Consider the following 14507-nt stretch of genomic DNA (forward strand, 5'->3'; position numbering starts at 1 on the left):
CAGCCGAGGAGCCGAATATGTTCAGCACCATCGTCACACCGACGACGACGATCCACGATTGGCTCGTCGGGCGCGTCGCCGACTACACCGAACGCGCACCGCACCAGGTCGATCCCACTGTCGCTCTGGCCGAACTCGGCATCGACTCGGTCTCGGCGGTGACCCTCTGCGGTGAGATCGAGGACCGGTGGTCGCTCGACATCGACCCGACCCTGGTCTTCGACTACCCCACCATCGCCGATATCGCCGCCTACCTCGCCGCCGAAACCGCACTCGCCGACCGACCGCCCCTCGCGGCATGACCGATATCGCCGTCGTCGGCCTCGACTGCCGATTCCCGCACGCCGCCGATCCGGCCGCGCTGTGGCAGCTGCTGATGGAGGGACGCGACGCGATCTCGGAAGTCCCGGCGAATCGCTGGAACGTCGACGATTTCCACGACCCGGCGGGCGCACCGGGCACCATCAACACCCGCAGTGGTGGATTCATCGCTGACGCCGACGCCTTCGACCACGAGTTCTTCGGCATCACCGCGCGCGAGGCCGAAGCGATGGATCCGCAACAACGGCTGCTGCTACAGGCCACCTGGCGGGCCTTCGAAGACGCCACCCTCGATCCACGCGCCCAGTCCGGTTCGCGGACAGGGGTTTTCGTCGGCGTGATGGCCAACGAGTGGGCGAATCTGCAGATGAGCGATTACGCCGCGATCACCCCGCAGCACGGATCCGGCAATGGATACTTCATGACCGCCAACCGCCTGTCCTACCAGTTCGACCTGAAAGGTCCGAGCATGGCGGTCGACACGGCCTGCTCCTCGTCGTTGGTCGCGGTCCATCTCGCCTGCGCCGCATTGGCCGGCGGCGAGTGCGACCAGGCCGTCGCGGGCGGGGTCAACCTCGTGCTGACCCCCGCGGTCGGTGTCTTCTACACCCAGGCAGGGCTCTCGGCACCCGATGCCCGGTGCAAACCGTTCAGCGGCAACGCCGACGGGATCGTGCGCGGGGAAGGTGTCGCGGTACTCGTATTGCGCCGGTTGGCCGACGCACAGGCGGCGGGGCTGCCGATCTACGCGGTGATCAAAGGCAGCGCGGTCAACTCCGACGGGCGCAGCAACGGCATCACCGCACCGAACCGGTGGGCACAGCAGGGAGTGATCGCCGAAGCATATCGACGGTCCGGGGTCGGCCCCGAGGAAGTGGATTTCATCGAGGCCCACGGCACCGGAACGGTGCTCGGCGACATGATCGAGGTCAAAGCGCTCGGCGCGCTGCACGCGAACAACCGGGTGCGGCCCTGCGGCATCGGTTCCATCAAGGGCAATCTCGGGCATACCGAGGGCGCCGCGGGCATCGCGGGTCTCATCAAGGCCACACTCGGGCTGCACCACGGTGTCGTTCCCGCGTCGAGATTCGCCGACCAGGAGAACCCCCGGCTGCGGATGGCCCAGCACGGCCTGCGCCTGCTCGCCGAACCCATGCCGCTGGACGGATACTCGCACTGCGGTGTCAGCAGCTTCGGCATCGGCGGCACGAATGTGCACATGGTGCTGGCCAGTGCCCCGAGCACCCGGACAGCGGCAGCGTCCGGCGCGGGGGTGCTCACACTGTCGTCGGACAACGAGGAAGGGTTACGACGCAACGCGCTTCGGATTGCCGAGACGCTGGAGTCGATGCCGGGGGACCGGTTCGCGCAGTCGTGCTGGACGAGCAACCAGGTCAAATCGTCGGGCCGTAGCAGGCTCGCGATCGTCGCCCGCGACCGCGAGGAGGCGGTCGCGCGCCTTCGTGAAGGTCTGCGATCCGGTGTCGCGAACACGGTGCGCGGCGGCTGGATGTTCACCGGACAGGGTTCGCAATACGCCGGAATGGGAAAAGCCCTGCATACGGCGAGTCCGCCGTTCCGGCGTGCGCTCGCGGCGGTCGAGGACACCATGACCGACCACTTGGGCCGCTCTGTACGAGATCTGCTGCTCGACGAGCACCTCGAGATCGACCGCACCGAACTCGCGCAACCCGCGATCTTCGCGATGGAGTACTCCATCGCGAAGGCACTTGCCGACGCGGGCGTGCGGCCGGCATGGCTGATCGGGCACAGCATCGGCGAATTCGCGGCCGCCGCCGTGGCGGGAGTGTTCGATCTCGAGGACGCGTGCAGGCTGGTCGTGACGCGCGGGCGACTGATGCAGAGCCTGCCCGACGGCGGCGCGATGCTCGCCGTACGAGCCGCGACCACACAGGTGGCCGATGTGCTCGCCGACGAACCGTCGGTCGCGATCGCCGCTGTCAACGGTCCGACCGATCTCGTCCTCTCCGGTGAGGCCGAGGCGATCACCCGCATCCGCGCGCTGCTGCGCACGCGGTCGGTGATCGCCAAGTCGCTCACCGTGTCCCACGCGTTCCACAGTCCGCTGATGGCACCGATACTGGCCGAGTTCGAGGCCGTCGCCGCCACATGCTCCTACCGTGCGCCCGCGGTGCCGATCTACTCGACCGTGCGCGGGCGGCTGCTCGGCGCCGACGAGACCATGGACGCCGACTACTGGACCGAACACATCGGCGCGACAGTCCTTTTCGGCGCCGCCGCCGAAGCCGCGCTCGGCACCGACCCTACCCACGTCATCGAGGTGGGCCCCCGTCGTGTGCTCGCCGCGTCGGTGGGGCGGATGCGTCCCGAACTCCGTGACCGGACCCTGGTTCCGAGCCCCGGCCCGAACGCCACCGGCGACGAACTCGCCGAAACCGTCGCCGCGCTGTACCGCGACGGTCTCGACCCCGACTGGAACGCACTCTACGAACCGGCGCAGCGCGTCCGTCATCGCCTGCCGGGCTACGAGTTCTCCGTCGAGCACCGATTCTGGATCGAGCCACCCGCGCTCGACTCGACCACCGGACATCGATTCGAATCATCCACCGGCTCTGTGGATTCCGCACCGACCGAGGAAGCGACGACGGATCGGGTGATCGCGCACTTCCGGGCGCAGAACGCGATCTTGGCGGACATGGTAGCGGCGTCCACCACCGGTGGCGCGCCGCGCACCGTGACCGACGAACCTCGCCCCGGCGTGGCCGATTCCGCGCGCCCGCTCCCCGACGCGGTCGCGGTCATTGTGCGCTGCGAACTGGCCAGGGTGAGCGGCTTCCCGGCCGATCGGCTGCGCGAGACACACACCCTCGGTGACGGCCTCGGCTTCGATTCGCTGATGTTGACCGACCTGTTCGCCGGCCTGGTACGCAAGGTCCCCGGCTTGACCGTGGACCCGACCCGGTTGACCGCCGATAGCACCATGGGCCAGGTCACCACCTACGTCATCGATCAGCTCACGCCGATACCGGCGACCGACACGGTCGCGCCCGCGACCGGCACGAGTTCACCGGCGACGGCCGCCGACACCGGATCACTCGACCCGTCCGTCGAGGAACAGCGGCCCGGCACCGTCGCACCGGAATACCGGATCGGCGATTTCGCCGAGGTACGCGAGATCGCCGACCGGCTCTCCGGCGCCGAATCGCTCGGCCTGTCCAACCCGTATTTCCTGATCAACGACGGAGTCACCGGCGACACCTCGGTCATCGGCGGCGCCGAGGTCGTCAACTTCGCCAGCTACAACTACCTCGGCCTGTCCGGTCACCCCGCGGTCGTCGCGGCGGTGCAGGACGCGGTGGCCCGCTACGGCAGTTCGGTATCGGCCAGCCGCCTGCTCTCCGGTGAGAAGCCGGTGCACCGTGAACTGGAAGCCGAACTGGCCGCCCTGCTCGGTACCGAGGACGCCATCGCGCTGGTCGGCGGCCATTCGACGAACGTGACGGTCATCGGCCATATCGTCGGCCCGCAGGACCTCGTCATCCACGACAGCCTCGCGCACGACAGCATCCTGCAGGGGTGCAAACTGTCGGGCGCTACCCGTCGACCGTTCCCGCACAACGACCATGCCGCGCTGGACGGCCTGCTGAGCGAGATCCGACACCAGTACCGGCGCGTGCTCATTCTCGTGGAAGGCGTCTACAGCCAGGACGGCGATATCCCGGATCTGCCCGCGATCATCGAGATCAAGAAGAAGCACCGGGCCCTGCTGATGATCGACGAAGCGCACAGCATCGGTGTGCTGGGCGCGAGCGGCGGCGGCATCGGCGAATACTTCGACGTCGATCGGCGCGAGGTCGAATTGTGGTCGGGCACGATGTCCAAAGCCCTGGCGGGCTGTGGCGGCTATGTGGCGGGCAGCGCGGAACTGATCCGCTTCCTCAAGTACACAACTCCCGGATTCGTCTACAGCGTCGGCATGACACCGATGAACGCGGCCGCCTCGACGGCGGCGATACGCGAATTGCGCGCCGATCGCGCACCGCTGCGACGCCTGCGGCACAACTCGCGGCTGTTCCTGCGCCTGGCGCGCGAGGCCGGAATCGATACCGGCGACAGCAGCGACACCCCGATCATCCCGTGCATCGTGGGCGACTCCTACAAGACGCTGAAACTGTCGGCCGCGCTCCTGTGCCGTGGCATCAACGTCAATCCGATCCTGTACCCGGCCGTCCCCGAGAACCTCGCACGCCTGCGGTTCTTCGTCACCGCGTGTCACAGCGAGGACCAGATCCACGACACCGTGAAGGCCCTGTCGGAGGAACTCGCGTTGCTCACCGGGCGCTGACGGGCACGTGCTGCGGCGCGGTGACGCGCGAGTGTCATGCCGGTGCCAGATGCGCCACCTCGGCGGCTCGCTCGGCGATCGCGGTACCCAGTTCCTCGGTGGTCGAGGTGCCGCCGAGGTCGGGTGTGCGGATACGGCCTTCGGCGAGGATTTCGCAGACCGCGCGGTCCACCGCGGCCGCCGCGGCGTGTTCACCGAGGTGTTGGAGCATCATGGCCCCGGCCAGGATCTGCGCGACGGGGTTGGCGATGCCCTGTCCGGCGATATCGGGGGCGCTGCCGTGTACCGCCTCGAACATCGACGGCACGCCGCGATCGGGATTGATATTGCCCGAGGGGGCCAGGCCGAGCCCGCCGGTGACCGCGGCGGCGAGGTCGGAGAGGATGTCGCCGAACAGGTTCGAGCCGACGATCACGTCGAGGCGGTCGGGGTGCAGCACGATTTCGGCCGCCAGCGCGTCGACGTGCATGTGCCGGGTCCGTACACCGGGATATTCGGTCGCGATGCGGTCGAAGACGTCGTCCCAGTACGGCATCGAATGGATCAGTCCGTTCGATTTGGTGGCCGAGCAGAGTCGGCCACCGCGCTCGGCGGCCCGTTCGAACGCGTACCGCATGATGCGCTCGCATCCGACCTTGGTGAACACCGATTCCTGGAGTACGAATTCGTCCGGCCTGCCTGGGTTGTGGGTGCCGCCGATCTCGGAGTATTCCCCTTCGGAGTTCTCCCGCACGATCAGGATGTCCAGATCGTCGGCCGTGCGGTCGCGCAGGGCCGATTCGGTGCCCGGCAACAGCCGGACCGGGCGCAGGTTGACGTATTGCCCGAACGCGCGCCGCAGCGGGATCAGCAGGCCCCACAGCGAAATATGGTCGGGCACACCGGGGAATCCGACCGCGCCGAGGAAGATCGCGTCGAATCCGGCCAGCTGTTCGGGCCCGTCGGCGGGCATCATCGCGCCGGTGCGCAGATAGTTCTCACACGACCAGTCGAATTCGGTCCATTCGATTCCCGGTACCACCGCGTCGATGACTTCGACCGCCGCGGTGGTCACGTCCACGCCGATCCCGTCGCCGGGGATGGTCGCGATTCGCCGATTGCTCACAGTCGCACTCCGATGTATTTGGTTTCGAGGAATTCGTCGATACCGGTCAGACCGCCCTCGCGGCCGAGTCCGGATTCCTTCACCCCACCGAACGGCGCGGCCGGATTCGACACCACCCCCTGATTGAGGCCGACCATTCCGGTGTCGAGGGCCTCGCAGACCCGTAATCCGCGGCGCAGATTCTGGGTGAACACGTAGCTCACCAATCCGTAGGGCGTGTCGTTGGCCCGGTCCACGACCTCGGATTCGGAGTCGAAGGTGGTGATCGCCGCGACCGGGCCGAAGATCTCGGTGTGGAACAGTTCGGCGTCCTCGGGCACGCCGGTCAGCACGGTCGGGGGATAGAAATGTCCGGGGCCGTCGGTGCGCGCGCCTCCGACGAGGACGGTGGCGCCGCGTCCGACGGCGTCGGCGACGAGTCGTTCGACCTTGGCGACCGCGTCGCCGTCGATCAGCGGACCGACGAGAACTCCCGCTTCGGTGCCGCGCCCCATCGGCATGGCCGACAATCGGGTCGCCAGTCGCGCGGCGAATTCGTCGGCGATGCCGCGCTGCACGTAGATTCGGTTCGCCGCGGTGCAGGCCTGCCCGGTGTTGCGCATCTTCGCCGCGAGCGCGCCGTCGATCGCCTCGTCGAGATCGGCGTCGTCGAACACGATGAGGGGGGCGTTGCCGCCGAGTTCCATCGAGGTGCGCATCACCGTGCGCGCGCACTGTTCGAGCAGACGTTTGCCGACTTCGGTCGAACCGGTGAAGGACAGTTTGCGTGAGCGGCCGTCGAGGATCAGCGGTGTCATCACCGGGCCGGGATCGGAGGTGGTGAGCACGTTGACGACTCCGGCGGGCACACCGACGCGGTCGAGGATCTCGGCCAGCGCCAGCATCGACAGCGGGGTCTGCTCGGCGGGTTTCACCACGCAGGTGCAGCCCGCCGCCAGCGCGGGGCCGATCTTGCGGGTGCCCATGGCCATCGGGAAGTTCCAGGGCGTGATGAGCAGGCTGGGCCCGACGGGCTGCCTGGTGACCACGAAACGCGATCCGCCGCCGGGGGCGGGCAGGTATCCGCCGTCCAGGCGCACCGCTTCCTCGGCGAACCAGCGGAAGAACTCGGCGGCGTAGGCGATCTCGCCGCGTGCCTCGGCCAGTGGTTTACCCATCTCTATGGTCATCACGAGGGCGAGGCGTTCGGTGTCGTCGAGCAATGCCCGGTGCGCGCGCATGAGCAGATCGCTGCGTTCCCTGGGGGGAGTGGCGGCCCAGCCCGGTTGTGCCCGCGACGCGGCGGTGAGCGCGTCGAGTCCGTCGGTGGGTGAGGCGTCGGCGACCTCGCACAGCACCGCGCCGGTGGACGGATCGATCACGGGCAGCGTCGCGGAGGTGTCGCGCCACCGGCCGGCGATATACAGACCGGTGGGCACGCTCGCGACGGCGTTTCGTTCCGCGGCGGTCAGCGTTGTTTCGGCGAGCATCGACAACGGTCCTTCCATCCCTGCCGCAGCCGTGGACCATTGCTGCGGACCCTGCTGCCATGTTATGCATATTGTCAACAATCCGACAATAGTCAGCAGATAACCGACACCGGCCCGTCGACGTTCACGGACCACCCCCACTCCGGGAGGGCGATCACCATGACCGAACTGTCGCCAGTACTCAAACAAGCCACCCCCGTGGTCGTCGACCACGGCGCGGGCTGCTACCTCTACAGCACCGACGGCACGCGCTACCTGGACTTCACCGCGGGCATCGGCGTCACCAGCACCGGCCACTGCCACCCCCACGTGGTCGCCGCGGCCCAGGCGCAGGTGGCGAAACTGATCCACGGCCAATACACCACGGTCATGCATCGACCGCTGCTCGAACTCACCGAACGGCTCGGCACCGTGCTGCCCGAAGGCCTGGACTCGGTCTTCTACGCCAATTCCGGTAGCGAGGCGGTGGAAGCGGCACTGCGCCTGGCCCGCCAGGCCACCGGACGCCCGAATATCGTGGTCTTCCACGGCGGATTCCACGGCCGCACCGTCGCCGCGGCGACCATGACCACCTCGGGCACCCGCTTCTCGGCCGGATTCAGCCCGCTCATGTCGGGTGTGCACGTGGCCCCGTTCCCCACGGCCTTCCGCTACGGCTGGAGCGAAGCCGAGGCCACCGACTTCGCACTGCGCGAACTGGACTACCTGCTGGCCACCCTCACCTCACCGGCGGAAACAGCCGCGTTCGTGGTGGAACCGATGCTGGGCGAGGGCGGCTACATCCCCGGCAACGCCACGTTCTTCCAGGGCCTGCGCGAACGCGCCGACCGGCACGGCATCCTGCTGATCTTCGACGAGATCCAGACCGGTTTCGGGCGCACCGGAAAGTTCTTCGGCCACCAGCACTTCGGCGCGCGCCCCGACGTGATCACCATCGCCAAAGGCCTGGCCAGCGGATTCCCGCTCTCGGGAATCGCGGCCTCGCGCGAACTCATGGCGCGGGCGTGGCCGGGTTCGCAGGGCGGGACCTACGGCGGCAACGCCGTGGCCTGCGCGGCCGCGATCGCCACGCTCGAAGTCATCGAGTCCGAACATCTGGTCGACAACGCCGCCGCCCGCGGCGCCCGACTGCTCGGTGGCCTGCGCGGCACTGCCAGCAAGGCGATCGGTGACGTGCGCGGCCTCGGTTTGCTCGCCGGAGCCGAATTCACCACGCTCACCGGCGAACCCGATCCCGAGACCGCCGCCGCGGCGCAACGGCGCGCGGTGGACAAAGGACTGCTGCTGCTCACCTGCGGCGCGCACAGCAACGTCGTGCGCATGATCCCGCCGCTCATCGTGACCGACGACCAGATCGACGACGCGCTCGCCATCTGGTCCGAAGTCCTCGCCGAGCTGTGACCGCGAGCACCGACCCGAAAGCAGGATCCATGGCCCGCTACATCACCATCACCCTGACCAAATCCGCAGTGAGCTGCCGCGCGCGCCTGCTCGACGAGGACGCGCCCGGCACCTGCGAGGCGGTGTGGAACTCACTGCCCCACGAGGGCGACGCCTTCCACGCCAAATACGCCCGCAACGAGGTGTACACGCTGGTCCCCAGGATCGGCGCGGCCCCGCACCGCGAGAATCCGACCGTCACCCCGATCCCGGGCGATGTCTGCCTGTTCGATTTCGAACCGTGGGAGATCGGCAATCCCGCCTACGGTTACGACCCCGGTTCGGCGGCCCATCACGAACTCGGCGCGACCGATCTCGCGATCTTCTACGGCCGCAACAACCTGCTGATCAACGGTGACATGGGCTGGGTGCCCGGCAATGTCTTCGCGACCATCGAGGACGGCCTCGCCGATATCGCGGCCGCCTGTAACGACCTGTGGCTGCACGGCGTGCACGGCGAGACCCTGGCGTTCGCCCGCGCCTGACAGGGCAACGAAATCCCCCTGCGATATCGGTTGTCGCAGGGGGCATTTCGCGCTCGGCCAGGGTCAGGCGAAGATCACGTCAGGCGGCGATCACGAGTTCGGCGTAGCGGGCCAGGGCGAGCACCAGATCGTCGGAATGACGCGGACCCACGATCTGCAACCCCACCGGCAGACCCGCCGCGGTGGTGCCCACCGGAATACTGATCGCGGGCTGCTGGGTCATGTTGAACGGGTAGGTGAACGGCGTCCACTGCGCCCAACTGTGCATACCGCTGCCCGGAGGCACATCGTGGCCCGCCTCGAACGCTGTGATCGGCATCGTCGGCGTGATCAGCACGTCGTAGGCGGTATGGAACTCACCCATCCTGATGCCGACCCGCGCCGCGACATCGCGCGCCTCGAGATACTCGACCGCGCCGACACCGTCACCGCGCTCCCACACGGTCCGCAGTGCCGGATCCACCCGCTCACGGGCACCCTCGGGCAGTTTCGCCAACATGGTCGCGGCCCCGGCCGCCCACAGCGCCTCGAACGCCTCGCGTGGGTCCTCGAAGCCGGGATCGGCGTCGATGACCCGTAATTCGGCCTCGGCCAGACACCGCACGGCCGCGTCGACGAGTCCGGCGACCTCGGGATCGACCTCGGCATAGCCCAGTGTCGGGGAATAGGCGACGGTCAGGCCGCGCACGTCACGCGTCATCTGCCCACGGAAGGTGGTGATCATCGGCGCGAGCGCGGTCGGGTCGCGCGGATCGGGCAGCGACAGGATATCCATCAGCAGCGCGGCGTCCTCGACCGTTCGGGTCATCGGGCCCGCGTGCGCCAGTGGTCCGAACGGACTGGCCGGATACAACGGGATCCGGCCGTGGGTCGGTTTGAATCCGACGATCCCGCAGAACGACGCCGGAATACGGATGCTGCCGCCGCCGTCGGTGCCCACCGACACCGGTCCCATTCCCGCCGCCACCGCCGCCGCGCTCCCGCCCGAGGAGCCGCCCGCGGTGGTCGTGGGATCGGCCGGGTTGCGGGTGATGCCGGTCAACGGACTGTCGGTGACCGCCTTCCACGCGATTTCGGGGGTCGTGGTCTTGCCGAGGAAGACCATCCCGTCCGCGCGCAGCCGCGCCGCGACCGGACTGTCCTCGGTCCAGGGTCCACCCGGGTCGATCGAGGTCGATCCGCGCCTGGTCGGCCAGCCCTCGGTGAGGAAGATGTCCTTGATCGAGATCGGCACGCCGTCGAGCAGGCCACGCACGTGACCGGACTGCCAGCGCGCCTCGGATTCCTTGGCCTGCACCAGGGCGCGATCGGGGTCGACCAGGCAGAAGGCGTTCACGGCCTCGTCACGCGCGGTGATCGTTTCCAGCACGGCCTCGGTCGCCTCGACGGGGGACAGGACACCGGCGGCGTAGGCCGAGACCAACTCGACGGCTGTCATGGCGACCGGATCGGTAGGCGGAGTGTTCCGGGGGTTGCTCATGGCGTGGGCTCCTTCAGCCGGGCACATACCCCAGCTCCTTGTCGACGACGTTGTCCAACGGCCGGTCGGCGATCCAGTTCTCGAAGTTCTCGACGAACGCGGTGACGATTCCGCCGCGCCAACCCATGAAGTCACCCGAATTGTGCGGGGTGATCATCACATTGGGCAGCTGCCACAGCGGGTGCCGAGCCGGCAGCGGCTCGGGATCCACCACGTCCAGGGCCGCACCGGCGATCGATCCGTCGCGCAGCGCGGCGAGGAGATCGTCGGTGACAACGAGTTCCCCACGGCCCACGTTGACAAACCTCGCGTGTGGTTTCATCGCGGCGAACGCTCTCGCGTCGAACATGTTCCGGGTCTGCGGGGTCAGCGGCGCGATGGCGACGACGTAATCCGCACCGGGAAGTTCGGCGTGGAGATCGACGCCGACGGTCCCGAAATCCGGGTCCTCGGCGCGGGCGCGACGGCCCACCGCCCGCACCGTCATACCCGCCGCGCGCAACAAGCGCGCGATCGCCCGCCCGATCGGCCCGGTGCCCACGACCAGCACGGTCGCGCCCGAGATCCGTTCTGACTCGCGATGGCGCCACACGCCGCGCTGTTGCAGTCGCAGCGAGCCGGGCAGATCCTTGGCGAAGCAAAGAATCTGCCCCAGTACGTATTCGGCGATGGCGGAGTCGAACAGCCCGCGCGTATTGGTGACGACGACATCGCCGGCGCGCACCTCGGGGAACATCACCGGATCCACCCCGGTCGAACCCATGTGGATCCAACGCAGCGCATCGGCCGCGTGCCACGCTCCGGGCAGCGCGCGGGTGAGGAAGTCGTAGACGAACAGGACCTCGGCGCCGCGCAGTGCCTTACTCAGGCCCGATGCGTCGGTGTAGCGGACGACGGCACGCTCACGGACGGGGGCCATGAGATCGTCGTCGGGCAGGCTGTCGCCGTGCAGGACGGTGATGATCGGACCCTGTTCCACATTGACACACTAAAAACCCATCGTATGATTGTCAACAATCCGATCGTGTTCGGAGGTCTGCCCGGCTGAGCGCGAGAGGGGCCGTAGTGGAACTCAGCTTCCCAGAGATAGAGGGACCCGTAGCCCAACGCGGCATCGGGATCATCGCTCCGTTCGACCTCGCACTCGAACGCGAACTCTGGCGGTGGGCGCCCCTGGAAGTGAGTCTGCACCTGGCGCGCACACCCTACGAACCGGTGCCGGTGTCGCTCGCGATGGCCGAACTGGTCTCCAACCCGCTGCACCTGACCGCCGCTACCCGCGACATCATGCACGTGGAACCGGAGGTCATCGCCTACCTGTGCACCTCGGGCAGTTTCATCAACGGCCTCGAGCACGAGCGGTCGCTACGCGACACCATCTGCGCGGCGGGCGCCCGCGACGCGGTCACCACCTCCGGCGCGCTCATCGAGGCGATCGGTCATCTCGACATCAGCAGGATCTCGGTGATCACCCCCTACGACGAGGTCCTCACCCGCAAACTGCACGACTTCCTCGGCCAGGCCCACTGTCGCGTCATCCGCTCCGACCACCTCGGGTTGGGCGGCGGCATCTGGAAGGTCAACTACCGCACCATCGCCGAACGAATCATCGGCGCCGACGATCCCCGGTCCCAGGCCGTGTTCGTCAGCTGTACCAACCTGCCTACCTACGATGTCATCGAGCCGCTCGAACAAGCACTCGGCAAACCCGTACTCACCGCCAACCAGCTCACCATGTGGGCTTGTCTGGGCCGGATGAAACTTCCGATGATGGGTCCGGGAAAGTGGCTACACAACGTCTTCTGAACGGAACCGACCTATGCGCGCACCCACCATCGGCTTCATCTACCCCGACCACGCCGCCGAGGACGACTACCCTTTGGCGGCAACGGAGTTGGGCGCGGCGGGGCTCGACGTGGAATTGCCGGTCGCGCACATCTACGGCACGGATCTGCACGCGATCCCCGAACTGCTCGACCTCGGCAGCCCCGCCAAACTGCGCCGCGGCGCCGACCTGCTCGCCCCGCACCGCCCCGCCGCCGTCGTGTGGGCGTGCACCTCGGGCAGTTTCGTCTACGGCCCGCGCGGCGCCCGCGACCAGGTCCAGGCACTGGCCCGAGCCGCGGGAGTACCCGCGACCAGCACCAGCCTCGCCTTCGCCGACGCCACCCGTCACCTCGGCGTGCGCACCGTCGCGGTGGCCGCGAGCTACCCCGACGAGGTCGCCGAACTGTTCGTCGAATTCCTCGCCGACGCCGGCGTGGAGGTCGTCTCCCTGTCCAGCGCCGGGATCGACACCGCCGCCGAAGTCGGCACGATGACCGCCGCCGAGGTCAGGAAACTGGCCGAGTCCAACGATCATCCCGACGCCCAGGCGATACTGGTCCCCGACACCGCCATGCACACCCTCGCGATACTGCCCGAACTCGAAACGGCCCTGGGCAAAACGGTACTCACCGCGAATCAGGTCACCCTCTGGGCGGGACTGCGGCTGGCCGGTCTCACCCCGACCTGCCCGGCACTGGGCACCCTCTTCGCCGAAGGGAGACCCCATGTCGATCGTTGATTTCGAACCGGTCAACAAACGCTCCACCGCGGAGATGATCGCCGACCGACTGCGCGAGGCCATCATGCGCGGCAGCCTCGCGCCCGGCTCCCAACTCGGCGAGGCCGACCTGGCCGCACGATTCGAGGTGTCACGAGGACCGATCCGCGAAGCGATGCAGCGGTTGGTCTCCGAAGGTCTGCTCTACAGCATCCGCAATCGGGGCATCTTCGTCATCGAACTCACCATCGACGACGTGATCGACATCTACCGAGCCAGAACCGCCATCGAAGGCGGCGCCCTGGAACTGATCCTGACCAGCTACCGCGACCGCGCCGAGGCGGCACTGGGACCCAGCGTCGAGCTGATGTGCGCCGCCGCCGAACGCGGCGATCCCGTCGGAGTCTCCGACGCCGACCAGGCATTCCACGAGGCGCTCGTGGAATGCGCGGGCAGTCCGCGCCTGGTCCGCGCCGCGCGAACCCTGCTGATCGAGACTCGGATGTGTCTGGGCGCCCTCCAGACCACCTACCCCGATCTGCGCGATCAGGCCCGCGAACACGTCGACCTGCGCGCTGCGGTCAGCGCCGGACCACCGCAGCGGGCGCGCGCGCTACTGGTCGAACACATGGAGGACGCCGTGCAACGGCTGGCGGGCCGCACCGCGGTCTAACGCGCCTGCGCGCCCCGCAGGAACAGATCGACCGCGTGCACCAGGTGACGCTGTCGTTCCACGGGGCTGCGATAGACACCGAAATCGGCCAGTCGCGCGGGCAGGATCTCCACCACCGCGATGAAGTGCTCCGCCGCCAACTCGATGTCGTCGAGATCGAGGACCCCCGCCTCGACATGGTGGCGCAGCACCTCCATCACCTGCTGTTGACGGCGTGACCAGCCGAACGAGTCGGCGGCGAGCGCGAATTCGGGAAATCGGTGCGCTTCGGTCCTGGCGATCTTGTGCAGTTGCACGATGTCGGGATCGAGCGCGTGATCGAGCGCTCCGCGACCGATCGCTATCAGCGTGCCGCGCAGGTCGTCGTCATCGGTGGGGGCCGGATCGGGCGGCACGGCCCGGCTCAACGCCCAGGGGATGACATCGAGAAAGACCGCCCGTTTATCGGGATAGCGGGCGTAGAGGGTGGCCTTCGCGGTACCGGCGGCCTCCGCGATCGCCACCATGGTGGTCGCGTCGTAGCCGTTCTCGAGAAATGTCCGGACCGCCGCGTCGCGCAGTCGCTGATGAAGCGCCGCGGCTTCGGCGTGCGTCGGACGGCCGCCTCGTCGCTCCACTCCCACCGGACGGTTTCGCACCACCTCACGACTCTACGACGTCGC

The 14507-nt window shown here is 68.1% G+C and carries 12 protein-coding genes; 7 read left to right on the forward strand and 5 right to left on the reverse strand.

Annotated elements, in window-relative coordinates:
- The first annotated feature begins 17 nt into the window (after positions 1–17).
- Positions 18–302, forward strand: coding sequence for an acyl carrier protein (locus DAT37_RS11435; RefSeq protein WP_109524722.1), 285 nt, complete (start codon positions 18–20; stop codon positions 300–302).
- Complete coding sequence (locus tag DAT37_RS11440; protein ID WP_109524723.1) at positions 299–4648, forward strand: type I polyketide synthase; 4350 nt, start codon at positions 299–301, stop codon at positions 4646–4648. Before DAT37_RS11435 ends, DAT37_RS11440 begins: the two co-directional genes overlap by 4 nt.
- Positions 4649–4682: 34 nt before the next feature.
- Here DAT37_RS11440 and DAT37_RS11445 read toward each other — a convergent pair whose 3' ends face one another.
- The gene (locus tag DAT37_RS11445; RefSeq protein WP_109524724.1) at positions 4683–5753 is read right to left on the reverse strand and encodes a tartrate dehydrogenase; all 1071 of its coding nucleotides are present in this window, start codon (positions 5751–5753) and stop codon (positions 4683–4685) included.
- Positions 5750–7222 carry an NAD-dependent succinate-semialdehyde dehydrogenase gene (locus DAT37_RS11450; RefSeq protein ID WP_109524809.1) on the reverse strand — a complete coding sequence of 491 codons (1473 nt, stop codon included), beginning with the start codon at positions 7220–7222 and terminating at the stop codon, positions 5750–5752. The genes DAT37_RS11445 and DAT37_RS11450 overlap by 4 nt, the downstream gene beginning before the upstream one ends.
- A gap of 159 nt (positions 7223–7381) precedes the next feature.
- Between DAT37_RS11450 and DAT37_RS11455 the strand changes: the two genes are divergently transcribed.
- Both DAT37_RS11455 and DAT37_RS11460 read left to right on the forward strand, forming a co-directional pair.
- The gene (locus DAT37_RS11455; protein WP_109524725.1) at positions 7382–8623 is read left to right on the forward strand and encodes an aspartate aminotransferase family protein; all 1242 of its coding nucleotides are present in this window, start codon (positions 7382–7384) and stop codon (positions 8621–8623) included.
- Positions 8624–8652: 29 nt separating this feature from the next.
- The gene (locus tag DAT37_RS11460) at positions 8653–9147 is read left to right on the forward strand and encodes a DUF3830 family protein (protein ID WP_109524811.1); all 495 of its coding nucleotides are present in this window, start codon (positions 8653–8655) and stop codon (positions 9145–9147) included.
- 79 nt (positions 9148–9226) lie between these two features.
- On the opposite strand, the gene DAT37_RS11465 is transcribed toward DAT37_RS11460, so the two are convergent.
- Both DAT37_RS11465 and DAT37_RS11470 read right to left on the reverse strand, forming a co-directional pair.
- Positions 9227–10627: an amidase gene (locus tag DAT37_RS11465; protein WP_109524810.1), complete on the reverse strand. Its 1401-nt coding sequence runs from the start codon at positions 10625–10627 to the stop codon at positions 9227–9229.
- Positions 10628–10640: 13 nt separating this feature from the next.
- Positions 10641–11606: a D-2-hydroxyacid dehydrogenase gene (locus tag DAT37_RS11470; protein ID WP_109524726.1), complete on the reverse strand. Its 966-nt coding sequence runs from the start codon at positions 11604–11606 to the stop codon at positions 10641–10643.
- Between the two features lie 86 nt (positions 11607–11692).
- On the opposite strand from DAT37_RS11470, the gene DAT37_RS11475 reads away from it, so the two are divergent.
- From DAT37_RS11475 to DAT37_RS11485, 3 genes are read left to right on the forward strand one after another with little or no spacing between them, the layout of a single operon-like run.
- Positions 11693–12433 (forward strand): maleate cis-trans isomerase family protein, encoded by a 741-nt coding sequence (locus DAT37_RS11475; RefSeq protein WP_109524727.1) that lies wholly within the window; start codon positions 11693–11695, stop codon positions 12431–12433.
- A gap of 13 nt (positions 12434–12446) precedes the next feature.
- Positions 12447–13193 carry a maleate cis-trans isomerase family protein gene (locus tag DAT37_RS11480; RefSeq protein ID WP_109524728.1) on the forward strand — a complete coding sequence of 249 codons (747 nt, stop codon included), beginning with the start codon at positions 12447–12449 and terminating at the stop codon, positions 13191–13193.
- Positions 13180–13845, forward strand: coding sequence for a GntR family transcriptional regulator (locus DAT37_RS11485; protein WP_109524729.1), 666 nt, complete (start codon positions 13180–13182; stop codon positions 13843–13845). Before DAT37_RS11480 ends, DAT37_RS11485 begins: the two co-directional genes overlap by 14 nt.
- Here DAT37_RS11485 and DAT37_RS11490 read toward each other — a convergent pair.
- Positions 13842–14486, reverse strand: a complete 645-nt coding sequence (locus tag DAT37_RS11490) for a TetR/AcrR family transcriptional regulator (RefSeq protein ID WP_232839682.1) — start codon at positions 14484–14486, stop codon at positions 13842–13844. The two genes, DAT37_RS11485 and DAT37_RS11490, sit on opposite strands and share 4 nt — an antisense overlap.
- Positions 14487–14507 lie beyond the last annotated feature (21 nt).

It is taken from the genome of Nocardia aurea, from assembly GCF_003123685.1.
Classification (GTDB): Bacteria; Actinomycetota; Actinomycetes; order Mycobacteriales; family Mycobacteriaceae; genus Nocardia; species Nocardia aurea.